Origin of the sequence: Acinetobacter dispersus (assembly GCF_009884975.1) — a bacterium.
In the GTDB taxonomy this organism is placed as follows: Bacteria; Pseudomonadota; Gammaproteobacteria; order Pseudomonadales; family Moraxellaceae; genus Acinetobacter; species Acinetobacter dispersus.
This window is the reverse complement of the sequence record NZ_CP041970.1, coordinates 205,502-226,462: the sequence shown is the minus strand read 5'-3', so window position 1 is coordinate 226,462 and position 20,961 is coordinate 205,502. Positions and strand designations below refer to the sequence as shown.

Here is a 20,961-nt window from a genome sequence, read left to right as displayed (position 1 = left end):
CGATAAATCATTATTTGATATACTAAGCTCCCTGTTTTTTTGCTTCATCTTCGATACATGTCCCCAACTGCACAACATGCGCTTATTGTCCAAATTGACCAACTGTTACCACAAACACAATGTGGTTTATGTGGGCATCGTGATGGCTGCTTACCTTACGCAAAATCGATTGCAGAGGGTGAGGAAGCCAATAAATGTGTGCCTGGTGGACAACCTGTTGCAGATGCACTGGCAGCCTTGTTAGAACGCCCGCAACTCAAAGCTGAACCCAGCGTTTGGGATATTCAACTGGATGGTCGACCGCAACGGATCAAAGCAGTGATTCGTGAAGATGAATGTATTGGCTGTACCAAATGTATTAGCGCCTGCCCTGTAGATGCAATTATTGGTAGTGGCAAATTAATGCATAGTATTTTGACTGACCTATGTACAGGTTGTGAGTTATGCATTCCACCTTGTCCAGTCGACTGCATTGATCTGGTTGAAGATACCCAACCTTTACCCACCACAATGCAGCGTGAGACCGAACAGGATGATTTAAGACATCGTTATTACGCGCATATCCAACGTGAAGAAAAACGTCGCTTGAGCCGTAAAGGGCCTATTGTACGTGCTGAAATTGATGTGGAATTTTTCGCCCAATTTTCTCAGGCACTCCATAATGTCCCCGTGATAACCTTGGCGGATAAGCCGAAAGAAAACACCACACTCGATGCAAAAACAACAATCGAACTTGCAAAAGTACGCACCCAGATTAAAAAACTCGAAAAACAACTCAGTGTTCGTGCTGATGAATCAAAGCAAGCCCAATTAATTGCTTTACAACAACGTTTAACTGAATTGCAGGAGGTCTAAATGTCCGTAAAAAATATGACTAAAAAGCAGATCCAGACCTTTTTTGAACGTTTACGTGAGCAAAGACCACATCCACAGACCGAGCTGAACTATTCCTCTCCTTTTGAGCTACTGATTGCAGTATTGCTGTCTGCTCAAGCGACTGATGTCAGTGTCAACAAAGCCACGGATAAACTGTATCCTGTTGCCAATACCGCTCAAGCCATTTTAGACCTCGGAATTGATGGTTTAAAATCATATATCAAGACCATTGGCTTATATAACTCTAAAGCTGAAAACGTGATTAAAACCTGCCGAATTTTGGTGGATCAATATCAAGGACAAATTCCAGAAACACGCAAAGAGCTAGAGGCGCTACCCGGTGTAGGACGTAAAACGGCGAATGTGGTGCTGAATACTGCTTTTGGTCAACCAACGATGGCAGTCGATACGCATATTTTCCGTGTCGGTAACCGCACTGGTTTAGCTGTTGGGAAAAATGTTTTAGAAGTAGAAGATCGCTTGATTAAAGTAATTCCGAAAGAATTTATTATTGATGCACATCACTGGCTGATCTTACATGGTCGTTATTGCTGTATCGCACGGAAACCAAAGTGTGGTGAATGCATCGTTGCAGATGTCTGTAACTGGCCAGATCGTTTTGAATTTGGCGCAAGCAAACCAATCACAATAAAAAACCTCAGTTAGTCCTGAGGTTTTTTTTGCTGTTGCAGTTTTGGATGCAATTGGCGAGCTTTACCATTCAATTTATTTTCCAAAGCCTGCTGTTTCTGTACATGACGCAACATTTTCTGACTTTGATACAAAAGAAATAACAGTAAAACGATGCTGAAAATAACCACTAAAATTAAAACAACTTTTAGCATGAGCTTTCTCCAAATAAAAAGAGCTCTGTATTCAGAGCTCTTTTAAAATCGGCAACTTAAATTATTTATCTAAGATTGCAAATAAATCAGCTTGAACGTTTTCGATTGCACGTAAACCATCTAGCTTGTCATAAGTAGGCGCATTTTCACCAGAAGCAGCACGGCCTTGATAGAAGCCAACAAGTTGTTCAGTTTCACTGTGGTAAGATCCAAGACGCTTACGAATCGTTTCTTCTTGGTCATCTGGACGTTGAACAAGGTCTTCGCCTGTTTCATCATCCTTACCTTCCACTTTTGGTGGATTGTAAACGATGTGATAAACACGACCAGAAGCTGGGTGCTGACGACGACCAGAGAGACGTTGTACGATTTCTTCGTCAGGTACAGCAATCTCAATTACGTGATCAATGCTAATTCCAGCTGTTTCTAATGCTTCAGCTTGTGGAATTGTGCGTGGGAAACCGTCAAAGATACAACCATTTTCACAGTCAGGCTGAGCAATACGTTCTTTAACCAAGCCAATAATCAGTTCATCAGATACTAAACCACCTGATTCCATGACGCTTTTCGCTTTTAAGCCAAGTTCAGTACCTTCACGAATTGCAGCACGGAGCATATCACCGGTTGAAATTTGTGGGATATTGTAGCGCTTACAGATCAACTGAGCTTGAGTACCTTTGCCTGCCCCAGGTGGTCCGAGTAAAATAATGCGCATAAAAGAACATCCTCATTTAAAAACAATAAATCTTAAATTGAGCAATATCATACAGACTTATCGCTCAACCAACATCAAATTAATTATAAGAAAGCAACAAATAAGTGAATTAAACCGGCAAAGAAACCAGTCACACCACCTAGTACAATTAAGATCCACTCATCTTCTTGGAACGCAGGACGCAATAAGTTCTGGAACTCTTTCGGTGTTAGTTCACGGATGCGGTCTCTAAACATTTGAAAGATCTTCTGCGCGCGACTTGCATTCAGAGCTGGGTCACATACTGGTCCCATGGTAATTTCAATTGAGCGATCAATCAAGTCAGTCTTGAGTCTAGCATATTCTCTTGGCCCTAATGAAAGCTGCAAAGAGGTTCTGACCAGTGGGGTTTCCATAATTTCATTGATGTGCCGCTTGACAATACGACGGGTTTTGTCTTTTTTACTGCCATACATCATTTCAGTCATGATGGACTTTAAGGTAATTAAATCTTCAGTCACCACACTGGCAAATACATCGGAAACCTCTTCCTGACGCTTCATAAATGCGCCTTGAACGTTGTAAGTACCAATTTTTAACACAGGTACAATCCACGGAAATTTACGGTCTTTGGTCAAGCGGAAAATCTGCGGATAACGAATATAGTGTGGTTCAATCGGATTAAATACCATCCAGATCGCAATCCAGTTGGTTAAAAAGCCCCAGATCGCTGCCCAAAACGGAACCGTCCAGTGCCATGGCACCACAAACCAAACGATCATTTGGAAAATACCAAAGAACATCCCGATTAAGGCGCTGATATGCCAAATAAAATTAATTTCTTTCTGGCCTACTTTCAGGAACATGCGTACCATTAAACGACGGTCGCCTTCCATTTGGCTCACCACCATCTCACGCATATCCACCAGTGACTCGACGTTCATGGTCAGCTCAGTCACAAGTTCCCGAAGTGTCGTTGGCAACTGTTTATGTGCTTGCGCGTAGATACGACGCTTAATTGAATAAGGTAAGTTTTCCCAAAGTACTGCATTACGGTCAATCATCACCTCATCAATCAGATGCTCAAGTTCAAAACCAACTTGTTCACCAATGATCATGGCCATATCTTCAGGATCCATTGCTTCTAAAAACTCACGCAATGAACCCAGTTTAGATAAGGTGTTGTCGGTAATGATGCCTGAAATACGTCCAGCTTTACGTGGCACAATTCCTTGCCAACCGACAGGTAATGGTCCTAAATGGAATCCCCAAAAGTTGATTGGGTAAAATACCATTTTCAATGCCATCCACACGTGTGCCCATGTCACAAAGGCGGTCACAGGGATGATACTCAAGACTGCCAGATGGTCAGGTCGATTTAAGAAAATCTGCCACAATTCATTGACGTAATCAAACATGCATGACTCTCAGAATTATTGATACAGGGTGGCCTATAAAAGGATGAATCTGGATTCCTCTCTTATAAACCAAAACTTAAGGTATAAGAAAACTGAAGAACTGGCTCTGATTTTTTCACAGTATTACCATTTCCATCTTCTATTTTTTCACGTACCCCAGCGCCTACACTAAAAGTACTGATACGTTCGCTATTCAACCAAACATAAGCAATATCAGCACCGACCCCCAGATTGCCCTTTTGCTTACCACCATAGTTCTTACTGTCTAGATGGCCCGCATAGACACCAAGGTAATAACCATTTTTATCTGTACCTGTTAAATAGTACGGATAACGAAAGCCAACTTGTCCACCAGCCTCATTGTCATCATTTAGAAATGCCCCTGCTTTGGCATAGGCAATACCATACGGATTTACCCATTCAAGGTTGGCGTGTAATAATTTTTTGGTAAAACCTGCACCTACATTCCATGTTGAAACGTTTGCATCTTTTAGTTTTGGCTCAGGCTTGAATGGACTATCATCTGCATGACTTAAGCCTGTAAGTGTTAAAACCGATAATAAAAGGCAAATTTTTCTCATTATTTTCTCCATTTTCCCTAAGAGTGTATTGGAAAATCCTATTTCAAACTGTTTGTGACTTTAACAGAATTATTTTGCTTCTAATATACAAGACCATACAATTTTCATGTCTGCAAAGTCAAAAACTGTCGCGCTATCATTTGCATGAATTGTTGAAAATTCTACAGTATGATCATGCAACTTACGTTAAAATGCGTAGCTTTCGTATTCTCTCAATCTTGTAATTAAGTCGACACTCTATGAAACAGCACTTTCCTTTAAAAAACATGCAACAAGAAAAGCGCATTTATAGAGGTCGAATCTTTTTTGCAATTTCGATTGTGACTATTTTTCTACTGTTACTGATCTGTCGTTATGCATATTTACAGATTGTTCATTACGATGATTTTACAACGGCCTCAGATAAGAACCGGATTCGTTTACAACCTTTAGCGCCCGCTCGTGGCTATATCTACGATCGTAATGGCGTATTGTTGGCAGATAACTACCCTGTTTTTACGGCAACCCTAAGCCGTGCTGATGTCAGCGATATTGACGACACCATTACACGTTTAATCCCAATCTTAGGATTGACTCAGGATGATGTTGATCGTTTTAAAAGCCGTGTCAAAACAGCACGTAAAACTGAACGCCTTGCGATCAAATTAAATTTGACTGAAGCTGATATTGCCAAATTCAGTGAAGTGAAATACGCCTTTCCTGGGGTCAAAATTGAAACCCAAATGACCCGCTATTATCCACATGGGGAATTGTTTGCACATGTAATTGGATATGTGGGACGTATCAATGATAAAGAACTCAAGTCTATTGATAAGGATTTATACGCTGGAACCAACCTGATTGGTAAAATTGGGGTCGAAAAAAGCTATGAAGACCTGTTACATGGTATTCCTGGCTATGAATCTGTCGAAGCCGATGCGCACGGAAATGTATTGCGCAATTTAGGTCGCCAGAATCCAGCACGTGGGAATGATCTATATTTATCGCTTGATTATGGTCTGCAAACTATTGCGGCAAAACAATTGGCAGATCGTCGTGGTGCGATTGTCGCGATGGACCCACGTACAGGAGAAATCCTCGCACTGGTCTCTAGCCCAAGTTTTAATCCAAACCTCTTCGTTACAGGGATTAGCTCCAAAGACTATAGTGGCCTGCGTGATAACCTCGATCAACCGCTATATAACCGCGCGGTTCAGGGGGCTTACCCACCAGGTTCTACCATTAAACCAATGTTTGGTTTAGGCGGTATTCATTACGGTCTTGTTGATTGGAGTACAGCGATCTCTGATCCTGGTTATTTCTCACTGCCTGGTGATAGCCACCGCTTCCGCGACCATAAGAAAAGTGGTCATGGTTCAGTCAATATGCATAAAGCACAAATTGTGTCCTGCGATACTTATTTCTATGTACTGTCCTATCGTATGGGCATTGAAAAAATGAACGACTGGATGCGCCAATTTGGCTTTGGTGAAAAAACTGGGGTCGACTTACCGAGTGAAAGTTCTGGTCTGTATCCAAGCCCAGAATGGAAAATGCGTACCCGTAAGTCGAAATGGCTAAAAGGTGAAACTATTTCGGTCAGTATTGGGCAAGGTGCTTTTACTGCAACACCATTACAATTGGCTATGGCCACTGCGATCACTGCCAATAAAGGCTCACATGTTACGCCGCATGTATTAAGAGAAACCAAAGGTGCCAAAAAGTTTGCTGTACACAATGCACCTGACGGCAAAATCCAGTTTAATGGTACAGAGCAAGACTGGACCAATATGCATGATGCAATGGTAGACGTGATCCAGTCAGGGACGGGACGTGGCATTAAGGGTGGCTTACAATATTCAATTGCAGGTAAAACAGGTACAGCGCAAGTTAAAAGTATTGCCCAAGGCAAACGCTATAATGAGTCAGCACTTTCATCTCGACAATGGGACCATGGTCTATTTGTAGGCTTTGCCCCTGCAGATAATCCAGAAATTGCGATTGCAGTGGTTTGGGAAAATGGTAAGCATGGTGGTTCAGCTGCACAAATTGCGCGTCCAATCTTCGATTATTGGCTCGTAACCCGTAAAAAGAATCCACTTCGCCCAGCCAGCCATCAAGTAAGTGGCGGTTTGATGACTGCTGGAATCAAGCCAGGTGAGTTATCTATGGCAAACTCGGCAGCAACACAAAATGCAGCACCAGCATCAAGCCCCGTAGCAACCGCACCTGCTGCTTCTTCTCCTGTTGCAGCTCCAGCACCTCAACCTACGGATGGAGTGACTGAATAATGAAAAATCAATTACGTATTATTGGTGGTGAATGGAAGCGTCGTACTCTGCCCTTTGCAAGTATCGATGGTTTACGTCCCACTCCTGACCGTGTCCGTGAAACCTTGTTCAATTGGTTGATGTGGGATATCCAGAATGCACAGGTCTTAGACCTCTGCACAGGCTCAGGTGCATTAGGTTTCGAAGCACTGTCCCGTGGTGCAGCCAAAGTGGTCATGATCGAACCCGATCCAACCCAAGCCCGCTTTTTAAAAGACAATATTCAATTATTAAAAGCTGAAAATTGCCAATTACATGTCGCAACAGCACAACAGACCTTAAAAAAATTAAATGAATTCTTTGATGTGATCTTTCTAGATCCACCCTATAGCCTTGATCTATGGCAAGAGCTAGCTGAACTGGCTGATCCTATGATCAGCAACAATGCCTTTATCTACGTAGAAGCAGATCGAGACCTATCTCAATTAAAATTGCCAAACACATGGCAAAAAATCAAAGAAACCAAAGCAGGGATCGTACGAGCTGGGTTATATCAAAAAACCAGTTAAAAGATTCTTAACCAGAAAAATCGAATTAATTGCCCACGATCAAAAGGAAAACTAGACAGATATTCATAACCTATTCGATTGGTCTGGTTCAATTGATACATCATGCCGTAGCCCACTGAAATCGAAAAATCATCGAGTGAAAGGCTAGTGGTATCACCTGTCAACATCTTATGGTTAAATTGATTGGTTTGATACGCTGTATAGTTATATACACGCCAACGCTCATTCTGAAAAAATAGATTATGCAGAACTGAGTATTCAGTTTTGCTCTGTGGATAGGCCGAATCAAACATTTGTTCTGTGTCTTCTTGATCATGCTCTGCAAAAAAATCATAGTCATCTGCATAAGATCCAAGTGATAAGCTGATCAGGAAACAGAATAAAAGAACGTGCTTAATATGCATAACAAGATGTTTTGATGATGCCCCTATTTAGCATAACGCTAAAAATCATTTTATATCAACCGATTGAATATTTTAATCTTCTCTTAAACATACATGCTTTGTCCCTAGCCTCCCATACAATGAGTATTCGCAACATCAATTAAAGACCCACAAACACCAATTTCGTTCTTCCTCGTTTTCGTATTTTGCAAAATCATGCGATTTATTTTTTGTCCAATAAAATCTTCACATTGAAAAAAGATTAAATTTTATCGTGTTAGACATAAATAATTAATTTATAAAATGAATCATATATACAATAATACGTCCTTTAAAATTCTACTTTATCGATCATGAAGCTTTTGTACTTACTCATTGCCACCGTGAGCTTAACAGGTTGCATCTTTGGAAAATCAAATGAAGTAAAACGCGCTGAAAAAGTGCTACAGAGTTTTCAATGTAATAATATTGAATCCAATGAGTTAGCCACCTCTTCTATGTCAAATTTTTATCAACAGTCATTGGCAGCCAATAAAGAGAAAGCAGCAAACTATATTGAGCAATATAAAAATGGTGAAGATCTCTTTGACATTCCACTTGATGAAGTTGTACAACAAAAATATCAATTATATAAACAAGCTTGTCAGGCACTTGGTGGTATCTCTGCAACTAAAGAAACAATCGCTTTAGGAACCACTGAGTAAAATCAATAACATTTGCCTGACTGTATTTAGGATACAGCATGATCGAAAAACAACTGACTTTAAAACATTATATTGCACTTGCTATTCTGCTACTGATCGTCGGGATAGCAAGTATTCAGCCGCTTGAATTTGAAGCCTATTTATTGCACCAAGCGGGTACTGTATTGATGCTGATTGCCTTGATTGTCGTCATGAAGAAGATCGGCATTAGTTTTTATAGTTTTTGCCTCTACCTTGGTTTTCTTCTGATTCATATTCTAGGTGCACATTATCTCTATTCATATGTTCCATATAATGAATGGATTGAAAACCTGTTTCATTTTGATCTCAATCAAAGTATGGGCTGGTCACGCAATATGTATGATCGGCTGGTTCATTTTGCTTATGGTTTACTGCTTTATCCGTTCTTTTATCGTTGTTTTCAAGTCTGGTTACCCTCAGCCAAACCATTTACCTTATTCTTGCTTGTGATTCAATTTGTCATGGCATCGAGTATGTTCTATGAATTGATCGAGTGGTGGATTGCAATCGGCTTATCCCCTGAAGATGCAGAGAACTATAATGGTCAACAAGGTGATATTTGGGATGCTCACAAAGACATGTTCCTCGCTACAGTGGGAGCACTTCTGATCGGCATCATTCAACTCCTTAAAGAAAGAACGCTTATTCAAAAATAAGCGTTCTTTTGTTCAGAATGTCTATTAAATAATAGAGTGTTGCAACACAGCAAGCTGATCTAATGGATCAGCTTTGATACTTTGTGCATAATCAAGATGAGCTGAATCCGAATTTTCTGAATTGCTCGCTACTGTGGTTGGTGTTTGACCAACAAGCAATTGATCTAAAATGCTATCTAACTGATTTGAAGCTTGATTAGAAGATGTTAACAATTCATTTACAGCAGGCTTTTCCGTAGCCGTCGATTCAGATACAGGTTCAACTGGATGGGTTTGCAACGTATTCAAATCAATCGTATCTGCCAAAGAGGCTTTCGCTGCAGGTGCAACTACATTAAAGCTAAATGCGCTACTCACTTCGCTTATATTTCCAGCTGCATCAGTCTGAGTCAACGTAATTTTATGTAGCCCCAACGCTAAGTCTTTGGTAATTTCAAAACTCCAGTTTCCATTATCCCCTACAGTGACAGTTCCTATAGGTTGTCCATTATCATAAATCGTAAGTACGGCTTTTGCTTCGCCCATACCTTCTAACTTTGGTTTACTGTCATCCGTATCACTCCCCGCTGCAATAATTCCTTTTACCGCACCGACATCATCTGTGACTTTTTGCAGAACTGGACTATTTGGGGCAATAGTGTCTTTGGTACCAATTACATCCGTTGCCTCGGAGCGATTACCTGCCGCATCAACGACATAAACTTTGCCGATATTTTTATCCGTCAAAACAGGTGATAGTGTAATGGTAAATTTTCCTTCAGCATCCGCAGTGCCTGTACCCAACACAGTCTTTCCATTAGCACTTCTAATTTCCACCTTACTGTTGGCTTCGGCAGTCCCTGTAACAGAGTCACCAGCTGCGTTAATTTGCACTAAGGCTTTGTCTGGTGCAATGGTGTCTTTTCCAGCTGTAATTTCAAGTGGTTTGGATTGGTTGCCTGCTGCATCCTCAATAATAATCGATGCTTTTTTATCTGCAGCTAATGCGGTTGAAAGCGTAATTTGAAATTTGCCTTGTGCATCCGCAGTTCCGCTGCCAATCACTTTTCCATCGGCATCTTTTATCTGTACTTTGCTGTTGGCTTCAGCACGCCCTTGAATGGAAGTCCCCTCTTTATTTACATCAACCAAAGGTTGGTCAGGTGGCAAAGTATCTTTTCCAGCAATGACTTTAGATGGAGTGGATTTATTCCCTGCCGCATCTTCAGCAATCACTGTCCCGCCCTTGTCACTAGTTAAGGGTGGAGAAACTTTAATTGAGTATAGACCTTCTTTATTTGCGGTAACCGTGCCAAGTAAGTTCCTATCAGCGTCGTAAATTGACACCTTAGCATTCGCTTCAGTCTTGCCAGAGACAATCGTACCATCCGCATTCAATTGTGCCATTGGTGCATCAGGTGGGGTCACATCTTTATTTCCAATCACTTCACTCTTAGTAGCATTTCCAGCACTATCAATTGCCGTTACTGTAACTTTTTCACCTGCTGGCAAGGGCTGGGATAATTTAAAGGTATAATTTCCTTGAGCATCCGCTTGTCCCGTAGCAAGTATTTTCCCAGTTGAATCTTTAATTTCAATTCTAACATTTGCCTCTGTTTTTACAGTGATTGTTTGCGAATCATCCGTTGCTATTGTGGCTTTAATTGCGGGTGGAGTGATATCTATTGGCTGATTATCACTCTTATTTTTGTCATCTTTATCGTCATCTTTGACGGCCCACAAATACGCGCCTTCTGCGACTAAAGCTGCTAAGCCGACTTTCCATAATTGTGATTTACTAATGCCTAAATCATTCTCACTGCTTTGAACAGGCGCTGCTTGTGTAACTGGCTCGGTATATGCAAATTGCGCCAGTGATGTCGCTAGTGAATAACCTACAAACTTTCCTGAATCATCAAATTCAGCGATTGCATAGGAACCATCTGTTTTAGAAATTGCCAAACTATTTTCCGTCAGATTTCCATCGGTATAGAAATCACTAACAATAATTTTCTCACCATTTTTTAATGTAATGACAAGATCATTGCCTTGTTTGATAATTGACTTAATATCCGCCTGATTTACGCCAATTTGCACAATTGAAGGTTGGTCCAAAACCACACTTTTTAGTTGCGCATCGTGTAGAATATTCGAGTTTTTCTTTGAAAAAACAACGACTCTTGTCATTATTATGCTCACTTATCAATTATATTTTTAAATAATTCTTCGATTAATGAATAATTAAGTAATTCATCTTGCAAATAAAATATCAAATGATCGATATGACTACAATCTCTTCTATCAGAAGTTTTGTCATGTTTGTTTAATTAACCAAATGTTCAAATATCAATATGATCTATGATTAAAATCATAAATATAAGTGAGAAAAAACCAGCCCTATAGGCTGGTCTTTTTACTGAGCAATTGAATGCATATGCTTAAAATTTAGGATCACGCATTTGTACCAATGTGCTATTTGCTTTTGCAAGACTATCGGTAATTTTACTGAGCACAGTTGGAATTAAACTCTCTGCCATTTGTGCAGCTTGCAAACCTAATTTCTCACCAAAAGTTGGACGTTTACGGGTATTAATCACATAAATATCATGCTTTGGTAATAGGCTTAATAAATACTCATCCGAGGTCTGTAGCTTATCAACCAAGTTCAGCTCACGCGCATCCTCACCATACCAGTGCTCGCCTGTTGCCACTTTTGTAATATCCAGTTGAGGGCGATATTTCTCAACAAAATGTTTAAATAAAGAATGGGTTTGCTGTAATTCTTCTTCAAACTTGGCCTTACCTTCTGGTGTATTTTCACCAAACATAGTCACGGTACGCTTGTATTCACCTGCGGTATATAATTCAAAATCAACATTATGTTGTTTTAACAAACGATTGAAGTTTGGCACTTGTGCAACCACACCAATCGAACCAACCACAGCAAACGGTGCAGAAATAATTTCGCTGGCAATACATGCCATCATATAACCACCACTGGCTGCAACTTTATCGACACAGATGGTGACGTGAAAGCCTGCATCACGTAAACGCACCAATTGAGCCGCTGCAAGACCATAGCCATGCACCATTCCACCAGGACTTTCCAAGCGAACAACAACACGGTCATGCCCTGCTTTGGCAGTCGCTAAAATCAATGTAATTTCTTCACGAATGGTATCTACTGCAGAAGCTTGAACATCCCCTTTAAAGTCGAGAACATAGATTTTTTGATCATTTTTTTTACGGATCTTGGCTTCTTTGGCAAGCTGTTGAACAAGTTGCAATAACTCCAAACGAGATGCTGTAGTTTGCGCAATTCTTTTTCTTTGTTCATTCACACGCGCATTGAGGTGACTAATACGAATTTCAGCAGGAAACTTAGGTAAATGGAATAACATGAAGTATGTGCTCTATAAGTTCGGCGTTATTGTTCTAAGATGTGGTCTGCTCAATAAAAATTCAATAGCGATTTTGCAAAATAGATTCATTTTCATTTATATATAAAAAGAGTCCGAGGACCCTTTTTATATAATCGTAAAAAATTAACCAAAACGCCCTGTAATATAGGCTTCAGTCAATTGATGATCAGGCTGAGTAAACACTTTTTCAGTCGAGTTCACTTCAATCAAGTCACCCAAATGGAAGTAAGCTGTACGGTCAGAGACACGCGCTGCTTGCTGCATAGAGTGAGTGACGATTGCAATAGTGAATTGTTCTGACAATTCTGAGATCAATTCTTCAATTTTTGCGGTCGCAATTGGATCGAGTGCCGAGCATGGCTCATCCATTAAAATTACTTCTGGGCTCACAGCAATGGTACGTGCAATACATAAACGCTGTTGCTGACCACCTGAGAGGCCTGTACCTGGCTGACTCAAACGATCTTTGACTTCGTCCCATAAACCTGCTTTACGCAAACTATTTTCCACGATTTCTTCTAAATCATACTTATCACGTGCCAGACCATGTAATTTAGGGCCATAAGCAACATTGTCAAAAATTGATTTCGGGAATGGGTTTGGCTTTTGGAATACCATACCGACTTGTGCACGCAATAACACTACATCAAGGTTTGGATCGTAGATATCTTGATTATCTAAGGTCACTTTACCCGTCACACGACAGCTATCAATGGTGTCATTCATACGGTTTAAAGTACGTAAGAATGTCGACTTACCACAACCTGATGGACCAATGAATGCAATCACTTCATTCTGGTAAACATCAAGATCAATCCCTTTGATTGCCTCAGTTTCACCGTAGTAAACATGAACATCTTTGGTACTGATTTTCACTTCGCTCGTTTTTGGCTTTTTATTTGAAGAAGCCGTTTCAAACTGAGAGACAAATGCAGTATTTGATTGCTGAACTTGCGCTTCAGATGACGTAAATTCTTTTTGCTGTGGATTCACTGATTTATCCTTTTCTACGGCGTTCATAATATCAATCGTATTCATTGTACTCTCCTCAATTACCAACGCACTTCAAATTTCTTACGGAGCCAAATGGCAAGGCTGTTCAAACCAATCATTAATGCCAGTAAAACAATAATCGCTGCTGCAGTACGTCCTTCGAAGAAGTTACGCAATTCATTACCTTGCCATAAATAAACTTGTACTGGCAATGCTGTCGCTTGATCGAGTGGTGTTGTCGGCACGCTTGCAACGAAGGCGCTCATTCCGATTAAAAGCAACGGAGCAGTTTCACCCAATGCATGTGCAACCCCAATGATTGCACCTGTCATAATACCTGGTAACGCCAGTGGTAATACGTGATGAAAAATGGTTTGTACTTTCGATGCACCTAGACCCAAGGCAGCTTGACGAATCGAAGGCGGCACTGCTTTTAACGATGCACGTGTCGTGATAATCACGGTTGGCAAAGTCATTAGGCTCAGAACCAAACCACCGACCAATGGTGCTGATAATGGCAATTGCATCCAGCCAATAAAGATAGCTGCACCCAGTAAACCAAACACAATCGAAGGAACCGCAGCCAAGTTGTTAATGTTGACTTCAATAATGTCCGTCATCATGTTCTTTGGTGCAAACTCTTCAAGATAAATTGCACTTGCCACACCAATTGGAATCGAGATCACAATCACGATCATCATCATGAATAATGAACCCATGAATGCGCCAGCTAAACCACTTGTTGCAGGTGAACTACGAGAGTCTGGGCTAAAGAACAAGTTGGTATTGAAAGTACTTTTAATAATTCCTTCCGCTTTTAACTGATCTGCCAACTGGCGTACTTCTGGCTCAAGCTGTTGCTGATCATCAGGTAAGCTACGGTCAATATTACCCGCTAACCACACATCAACATTGGCATCTGCTAAGAATTTGATCTCTTCTTTGCTTCCAATCAGCGCAGGATTTTTAAGTACCATATCACGCAAACGGTATGCTTCAGAACTGGTATATAAACTGCTGAGATAATCACGTTGAGGCTCTAATGCTTTGTTTTTAGCAACGATGCCATTTACGATCAAAGCATCCCAATCCACCATACCCATTTCAGTTTGCCAAGCCACCATGCGCTCTTCAAAGTGAGCTGGTGTTTCACCTGCTGTTTGTTTTGGTTTCGCGCCAACATTGATAATTGCTGGATCAAAATAAACAGGGACAGTCATGCTGCTTTGCCAAAATGAAGGCAGACCTTTCGCCAAGATGCTACCAAACAATAAAGCAACAAATGCCAAAGCGATAACAACAGCCGAGATACCTGCAAAGCGGAACGTTTTTTCCTTACGATGACGCTTAGCCAAAGAACTTTGGATCTTTCTTTTACGCTGCTCACGTTGTTCAGCAGCTACTTGAGGATCCAATAGGTTCGGATCCAGAGGAGATGTATTTGATGAACTCATTCGTATTGCTCACGATATTTACGCACGATGTACAGTGCAATAATGTTTAGACCCAAAGTAATCACAAACAGCGTTAAACCTAGGGCAAATGCCACCAGTGCTTGCGGGCTCGCAAAGTCAGTATCCCCCGTTAATTGCTTCACAATCGTGACGGTTACTGTTGAAACTGCTTCAAATGGATTTGCATGCAACAATGGACTGTTCCCAGCTGCAAGCACCACAATCATGGTCTCACCCACTGCACGCGATACGGCAAGCAAGAACGCACCTGTAATCCCTGGTAAGGCAGCTGGTAGAACGACTTGACGAATCGTTTCTGATTTCGTTGCACCTAAACCCAAAGAACCATCACGTAAAGCGCGAGGCACCTGAGTAATGATGTCATCAGATAATGAGGAGACGAATGGGATAATCATAATGCCCATTACAAAACCTGCGGTTAGTGCGCTGGTCGCATTAATATTGATACCAACACTCTCACCCACCATTTTGAAGAATGGGCCAATGACCATTAAAGCGAATACGCCATAAACGATGGTTGGAATCCCCGCCAAAACCTCAATCGCAGGTTTTGCCCAAGAACGCAAGCTTGGTGATGCATATTCAGCCAAATAAATCGCAACCAACAAACCAATCGGCACAGCAACCAATAATGCGATACCACTGACCATTAAAGTACCCCAAATCAGCGGTAAGATGCCGTAGCTACCTTCTGCATTCCCTGAAGTGCTAAAGCCTGGGTTCCATTCAGTACCAAAGAAGAAATCAACTGGGCTAACAAAATGAAAAAAGTGTAACGCCTCTTTCAACATCGATAAAACGATACCGATTGTTGTCAGGATTGCGACACCTGAACACAGAATCAAAGCAACATTAATGGTTTTTTCGACTTGGTTACGTGCACGGAATTGTTGGCTCACATGACGCTTTGCCCAAACTAAACCAGCCAATCCAGCACTAATCACCACTGCAAGTTTTGCAAAGGAGCCAATGGTCTGGAATTTAGCAAGTTGTTGTGCTGCTGCAACTTCATATGCTGCTGGCTGATCTGTTACCCCGAAACCAGACGCAATTGCTTGCACTCGACTGGTTAAAACATCACGGCCTGCCGCATCTAAGGTCGAACTCACAGATGCAGGAATATTATTGAAAATAATATGTTGTAAAATACTTGGTTCAACCAAGTTCCAAATAATCAAAATTAAAAAAGCAGGAATACCACACCACAAAGCAACCAACGCCCCATAATATCCTGGACGAGAATGTAGTGTTGCTGAGTTATTTCCCTTACCTGCTAGGTTACGGCTTTTGCTCAGCCCGATTTGATATGCAATTGCCACAAGGGCTAATAACACACCGATAAGTAGCAGATTCATGTAATCTCCACTGTTTTCTCAATTTTCATGATTTGAAAAAACTTAGCTAGACAAAAAGGCTGATGATCCAACGTCTCACCAGCCTCCCTTTTAACAATATTACTTAACTGATTTACCAGCTTTGAAATCAGCTAGGATTTTTGCGCGCTCTTTGTCGCTTAAAGGAATCAAACCAGCTTTTTCTAATTTAGAACCTTTACCAGAAATTTTCTTGTTTAAGAAGAATTCTGTGTATTGTGGTAAGCCTTTGATTGATTTCAAGTGCTCGCCTTTCACGTAGAAGAACAATGGACGTGAAACAAGGTAGCTACCATCCAATACTGTTTTCTCAGATGGAGTTACGCCATTTACAGTCGCTACACGTAATTTATCACGGTTTGAATCATAGAAACCTAAACCGAATACACCTACTGCGTTTGGAGATGTCTTCAAGCGAGCTAAAGTTTCTGTGTAGTCACCCGCAATTTCGATCACACGGCCATCTTTACGGAAGGTTGAACATGCTTTCTTTTGATCATCTTTGCTTAAAGCTTTGTAGTAATCAAATGCTTCACAACCCGCATCAACCATTTTCTCTTGGAAAACTTCACGTGTACCGTGGTTAGAAGCAGGAATAACTAAAGTAATCGGCTCATTTGGTAATGATTTATCAATTTGGTTCCAAGTTGTATATGGGTTTGGAACTAATTTACCATTTGAAGGAAGTTGTGCAGATAAAGCAGTAAAGACATGAACTGGCTTTAATTTATACGCTGCTTTTTTTACGTTTGATGCAAATACGATACCGTCATAACCCACTTTGATTTCTTGTACTTGGTTTACGCCAGATTTCTTACATGCATCAAGTTCAGTGTCTTTAATTTGACGTGAAGCATTTGCGATATCGATGGTGTTATCGCCCACACCTTGACAGAATTGTTTCAAACCACCGCCCGTACCACCTGAACCAACAACTGGTGCTTTGAACTGTGGGAATGTATTGCCAAACTCTTCAGCAACAATACTTGCAAACGGTAATACAGTAGATGAACCAGCAATTTGAATCGTATCACGAGCTGCATTCGCAGTCGTTGCTACAGTTGCCCCAGATACAGCTAATGCAATTGCGATGTGACGTGGATTTAAGCGCATTCTGTTTTCTCTCATTTATGCAATTTGATTTACAACTCTTTTCTGTTTAAGTGTTGTACTTTGGTTAACTGCATTTTGAGCAGATAATATGACAATTAAGTGACAACTTTATGACGCTTTTGTGATGGTCATTTCTCAAGATTAATTTTTTGAAAATTCTTGGTCATAAAGCCGTATTTTTCTCTGTATTTTTACAAAAAACTTTAGGTATACAGAAGAAGAACCAACAACTACATACTGAATTTCATAAAGTTTTAATCAAGGGAAGAATATTTGCTTAACAAAAAGCATCTTGGTCGTATCACACAGTTTATATATGTTTTATGACAATTCCCTATCAAAAAGCATAGATCGCATGCTAAATCCTGTCACAATTGAAACACAAATGATGATCCGTAAACCTATTCAACAGGTGTTCGAAGCATTTATAGATCCTGAAATCACCTCAAAGTTTTGGTTTAGTTCAGCAACAGCAAAGCTTGAACAAGGTAAAACCGTTGAATGGACATGGGAAAAATATCAAGTTTCGACAAAAGTGAATGTGACAAAAATCATTGCCAATGAATTGATTCAAATCCAATGGGGTGAACCGAACAGTAGCGTTGACTTTATCTTTGAAGCTTTAAGGGACAACCAAACCTATATCAGGATTCAAAACTACAATATCCCTTTACAAGGCGATGAACTGATTGCTTTTATTATTGATAGTACTGGTGGTTTTACAACCGTTCTAGATAGCCTTAAAGCCTATTTAGAACATGATCTAGAACTTAATCTGGTACAGGACAAATTTCCGCCCTTCTAAATATTGAATCAACCTGAGCAATAAAGAACATGGATGGCGATGCTTTATGTAATAGCTGGGAAGCAATTTGATTTATTTAATTCATTTGGCTCCGTGTCGTCAGTAAATGATTACCCCGCTCTTCGATCAACATATTCCATATAGGCCCGCCCCTCTATTACAGCCTCTAAATAAATTCCCTGAAAATGATATCCTCCAACATAACCATTGCCGACCCCATATAGCATTGTCGTATCCACTTCGCCATATATGGTAATTTCATCATTATCCCGTTGATTTTTGATGAGCCAACGGAATAAGTAAGGCAACTTAATATTGCGTCCGTCTATCGCAACAGCCAAACGCGATTGATAACTCAAGACTTCAAATTCAGCCTCCAAGTTCTGACTCTCTCCATTTAGATTTCGAAGAAAGGCTCTACTCACAACTTTTTCACCTTTTAAATGTGTTTCATTCAGTAAAAGCTGAGTCTGATCATCCAATGAAATAATATGATAGGTACTGAAATCTAAAGGAATCTTTTCATTCGCAGCCCCCAATTGATCTTGTGGTGTAATTGGACTCATGCAAAAAGCATATTCAAAAGTACATAATCCAGAGATCTTTTGCTCAACACCCTGATAATTAAACAATCCTTCATAGTGAGACAATAAGCTGAAATGGTCATACATTGGCATTTGTATAAACCAAGAAACCTGATTGGTATTTTTAAAACCGATATCAAGTTCAAATTCATTATGCTGAATTGCAACATGATAATCTGGATACCTCCCCTCAATGGTGATCTCCTTTCCAAATTTTAAAAATGCAGGATGATCAAAAGACTGAGGACTTTTAGGAACCGAATAGCTCTGAAAATGTTTTGCCATTTTCGCGGCAGTCCCCGTCACAATCATGGCATTCTGTCCAAAGCGAGTCTGTAACAGCGGATCAGCTTCAGTTGTGAGTGCTGCTGTTGAACTCATAATCGACAGAAATGTAAAAAAATGATGTGGATATGGTAGGTCAGGAATGATAACGCCATAACGGCTCCATCCCCGTTGCTGCATTCGATGTTCAGGTTTAAGTGCATATTCTGGTGGGAAAGACCAATCAGCCTGTACTGTTGGCTTATCTAACGCATGATGGAGTTGCTTGATAAAACTTGTTAATGCTGGCCACTGATTGCTCATCTTTATTTTTCTCGTTTTCTAGTGATGTCTAATGACTTAGAAATCATCTTTGATCATATTTACAGCAAGCTATAAAATAACCATTTTTCAAACGATAATTTATTGAGAAAGAACCTAATTTTTTGACAAAAAATGACATTTTGATGAGCTTGGCGCTACAACACAGCGATTTGTACCTTATATAAATAAAAAGAGCCCAAATATTGGACTCCTTTTTCTTGCGCTACTTAGTCAAACTTAAACTCAAATATTTGGTTGAGCAGCCGTAGAAATTACGTCCTTCTTTTTATATTTTAGTACGTACATCAGGGCTAAAACACCTAACCAAATCGGTCCAAGAATAACAGCTAAACGCATATCAGGTGTCATCGCCATAATAATCAGAATAAAGCAGACAAAGCTAATCGTTAAATAATTACTCCACGGGCTCCAGATACTTTTAAATTTGGTCTGATGTTGTTTCAGGCGCATTGCTTTATTGAATTTCAAATGTGTCACTGAAATCATCAACCAGTTAATCACTAAAGCAGCTACAACCAGCATCATAAACAACTGGAAAGCTTCACCAGGAATTAAATAATTGACTACCACGCAAATGGCAGTAACCGATGCAGAGACTATGGCAGCAGGTACTGGAATACCACGCGCATTCACTTTTTTCAGTATCGCAGGTGCATTGCCCTGTTCAGCTAACCCATGCAACATGCGGCTATTACAATAAATACAACTGTTATAAACAGAAACGGCTGCGATCAAAACCACGAAATTTAAAACGTTGGCAACGCCATTGCTATTTAGAGACTGGAAGATTAAGACAAAAGGACTACCGCCTTCTGCCACCATGTTCCATGGATAAAGGCATAATAGAATTCCAATCGCACCAATATAGAAAATCAAAATACGGTACACAATCTGATTCACTGCCTTAGGAATCGTCGTTTCTGGTTTCTTGGTTTCTGCCGCAGCGATTCCGATAAGTTCTAAACCACCAAAAGCAAACATAATGACCGCAAGTGCCATGACAAAACCATGTGCTCCATGCGGGAAAAAGCCACCGTGTTGCCATAAGTTGGCAATACCCGCTTGCGGTCCAGCAGAACCTGAAAGTAGAAGATAGGCACCAAAGCCAATCATACTTAAAATTGCAACAATCTTGATGCAGGAAAATAAAAATTCAGATTCGCCAAAGAACCTTACATTGACTAGATTAATCGCATTGATCAACACAAAGAAAACCAGTGCTGTCAGCCATGTGGGAACATCAGGCCACCAAAACTGGATAAAGGTTCCAATGGCACTCAGTTCTGCCATACTGACCAACACATACAGCACCCAATAATTCCAACCCGACATAAAGCCAGCCATGCGGCCCCAATACTTATTGGCAAAATAACTAAATGAACCACTGACGGGTTCTTCAACCACCATTTCACCTAAATGACGCATGATTAAAAAAGCAATCACACCTGCAATCGCATAGCCCAATAATATAGAAGGCCCTGCCAGCTTGATGGTTTGTGAAAGACCTAGAAATAATCCTGTACCAATCGCGCCACCAAGGGCAATTAACTGAATATGCCGATTGGACAATCCTTGTTTTAACTCATGTTTATTGTTTACATCCATCACTTTA

General features: G+C 40.4%; 20 protein-coding genes. 7 read left to right on the top strand and 13 right to left on the bottom strand.

The window, feature by feature from the left end:
- Positions 1 to 57: 57 nt before the first annotated feature.
- A complete protein-coding gene (locus FPL17_RS00885; protein WP_159882568.1) occupies positions 58 to 855 on the top strand; it encodes an RnfABCDGE type electron transport complex subunit B in 798 nt (265 codons plus the stop codon).
- Entirely contained in the window at positions 856 to 1,542 is a 687-nt protein-coding gene (nth, locus tag FPL17_RS00880) for an endonuclease III (RefSeq protein WP_159882566.1), read from the top strand.
- On the opposite strand, the gene FPL17_RS00875 is transcribed toward nth, so the two are convergent.
- The 4 genes from FPL17_RS00875 to FPL17_RS00860 form a co-directional block, all read right to left on the bottom strand.
- On the bottom strand, positions 1,539 to 1,721 hold the full coding sequence (locus tag FPL17_RS00875) for a hypothetical protein (RefSeq protein WP_005208308.1): 183 nt from the start codon (positions 1,719 to 1,721) through the stop codon (positions 1,539 to 1,541). The genes nth and FPL17_RS00875 overlap by 4 nt on opposite strands.
- 61 nt (positions 1,722 to 1,782) lie before the next feature.
- Positions 1,783 to 2,436: an adenylate kinase gene (gene adk / locus FPL17_RS00870; RefSeq protein ID WP_004801251.1), complete on the bottom strand. Its 654-nt coding sequence runs from the start codon at positions 2,434 to 2,436 to the stop codon at positions 1,783 to 1,785.
- Positions 2,437 to 2,519: 83 nt separating this feature from the next.
- Complete coding sequence (locus FPL17_RS00865; RefSeq protein WP_004801253.1) at positions 2,520 to 3,833, bottom strand: DUF445 domain-containing protein; 1,314 nt, start codon at positions 3,831 to 3,833, stop codon at positions 2,520 to 2,522.
- A gap of 62 nt (positions 3,834 to 3,895) precedes the next feature.
- Entirely contained in the window at positions 3,896 to 4,414 is a 519-nt protein-coding gene (locus FPL17_RS00860) for a hypothetical protein (protein ID WP_159882564.1), read from the bottom strand.
- 239 nt (positions 4,415 to 4,653) lie between these two features.
- Between FPL17_RS00860 and mrdA the strand changes: the two genes are divergently transcribed.
- Together mrdA and rsmD are read left to right on the top strand one after the other, a co-directional pair.
- Positions 4,654 to 6,684, top strand: a complete 2,031-nt coding sequence (mrdA, locus tag FPL17_RS00855; protein ID WP_159882562.1) for a penicillin-binding protein 2 — start codon at positions 4,654 to 4,656, stop codon at positions 6,682 to 6,684.
- Positions 6,684 to 7,232, top strand: a complete 549-nt coding sequence (gene rsmD / locus FPL17_RS00850; protein ID WP_159882560.1) for a 16S rRNA (guanine(966)-N(2))-methyltransferase RsmD — start codon at positions 6,684 to 6,686, stop codon at positions 7,230 to 7,232. The genes mrdA and rsmD overlap by 1 nt, the downstream gene beginning before the upstream one ends.
- Here rsmD and FPL17_RS00845 read toward each other — a convergent pair.
- On the bottom strand, positions 7,229 to 7,636 hold the full coding sequence (locus FPL17_RS00845; protein WP_159882558.1) for a hypothetical protein: 408 nt from the start codon (positions 7,634 to 7,636) through the stop codon (positions 7,229 to 7,231). The genes rsmD and FPL17_RS00845 overlap by 4 nt on opposite strands.
- 332 nt (positions 7,637 to 7,968) lie before the next feature.
- On the opposite strand from FPL17_RS00845, the gene FPL17_RS00840 reads away from it, so the two are divergent.
- Together FPL17_RS00840 and FPL17_RS00835 are read left to right on the top strand one after the other, a co-directional pair.
- On the top strand, positions 7,969 to 8,319 hold the full coding sequence (locus FPL17_RS00840; protein WP_005145172.1) for a hypothetical protein: 351 nt from the start codon (positions 7,969 to 7,971) through the stop codon (positions 8,317 to 8,319).
- A 38-nt stretch (positions 8,320 to 8,357) separates the two neighbouring features.
- Positions 8,358 to 8,996 (top strand): DUF2238 domain-containing protein, encoded by a 639-nt coding sequence (locus FPL17_RS00835; protein ID WP_159882556.1) that lies wholly within the window; start codon positions 8,358 to 8,360, stop codon positions 8,994 to 8,996.
- Between the two features lie 24 nt (positions 8,997 to 9,020).
- Here the strand turns inward: FPL17_RS00835 and blp2 are convergent, their stop codons facing one another.
- The 6 genes from blp2 to FPL17_RS00805 form a co-directional block, all read right to left on the bottom strand.
- Positions 9,021 to 11,162, bottom strand: a complete 2,142-nt coding sequence (gene blp2, locus FPL17_RS00830; RefSeq protein ID WP_159882554.1) for an Ig-like repeat protein Blp2 — start codon at positions 11,160 to 11,162, stop codon at positions 9,021 to 9,023.
- A gap of 251 nt (positions 11,163 to 11,413) precedes the next feature.
- The gene (sohB, locus tag FPL17_RS00825; protein WP_151715889.1) at positions 11,414 to 12,376 is read right to left on the bottom strand and encodes a protease SohB; all 963 of its coding nucleotides are present in this window, start codon (positions 12,374 to 12,376) and stop codon (positions 11,414 to 11,416) included.
- Positions 12,377 to 12,520: 144 nt separating this feature from the next.
- The gene (gene pstB, locus FPL17_RS00820; RefSeq protein ID WP_004652130.1) at positions 12,521 to 13,435 is read right to left on the bottom strand and encodes a phosphate ABC transporter ATP-binding protein PstB; all 915 of its coding nucleotides are present in this window, start codon (positions 13,433 to 13,435) and stop codon (positions 12,521 to 12,523) included.
- 14 nt (positions 13,436 to 13,449) lie between these two features.
- Positions 13,450 to 14,844 carry a phosphate ABC transporter permease PstA gene (gene pstA / locus FPL17_RS00815; protein ID WP_005184007.1) on the bottom strand — a complete coding sequence of 465 codons (1,395 nt, stop codon included), beginning with the start codon at positions 14,842 to 14,844 and terminating at the stop codon, positions 13,450 to 13,452.
- Positions 14,841 to 16,220 (bottom strand): phosphate ABC transporter permease subunit PstC, encoded by a 1,380-nt coding sequence (pstC, locus tag FPL17_RS00810; protein WP_005184021.1) that lies wholly within the window; start codon positions 16,218 to 16,220, stop codon positions 14,841 to 14,843. The genes pstA and pstC overlap by 4 nt, the downstream gene beginning before the upstream one ends.
- 99 nt (positions 16,221 to 16,319) lie before the next feature.
- Complete coding sequence (locus FPL17_RS00805) at positions 16,320 to 17,351, bottom strand: substrate-binding domain-containing protein (protein WP_004652127.1); 1,032 nt, start codon at positions 17,349 to 17,351, stop codon at positions 16,320 to 16,322.
- Positions 17,352 to 17,706: 355 nt separating this feature from the next.
- Here FPL17_RS00805 and FPL17_RS00800 point away from each other — a divergent pair, with 355 nt between their 5' ends.
- Positions 17,707 to 18,156, top strand: coding sequence for an SRPBCC family protein (locus tag FPL17_RS00800; RefSeq protein ID WP_159882552.1), 450 nt, complete (start codon positions 17,707 to 17,709; stop codon positions 18,154 to 18,156).
- Positions 18,157 to 18,266: 110 nt separating this feature from the next.
- On the opposite strand, the gene FPL17_RS00795 is transcribed toward FPL17_RS00800, so the two are convergent.
- Together FPL17_RS00795 and FPL17_RS00790 are read right to left on the bottom strand one after the other, a co-directional pair.
- Entirely contained in the window at positions 18,267 to 19,328 is a 1,062-nt protein-coding gene (locus tag FPL17_RS00795) for a DUF6670 family protein (RefSeq protein ID WP_159882550.1), read from the bottom strand.
- 243 nt (positions 19,329 to 19,571) lie between these two features.
- Complete coding sequence (locus FPL17_RS00790) at positions 19,572 to 20,954, bottom strand: amino acid permease (protein ID WP_151715893.1); 1,383 nt, start codon at positions 20,952 to 20,954, stop codon at positions 19,572 to 19,574.
- Between the last annotated feature and the right edge of the window lie 7 nt (positions 20,955 to 20,961).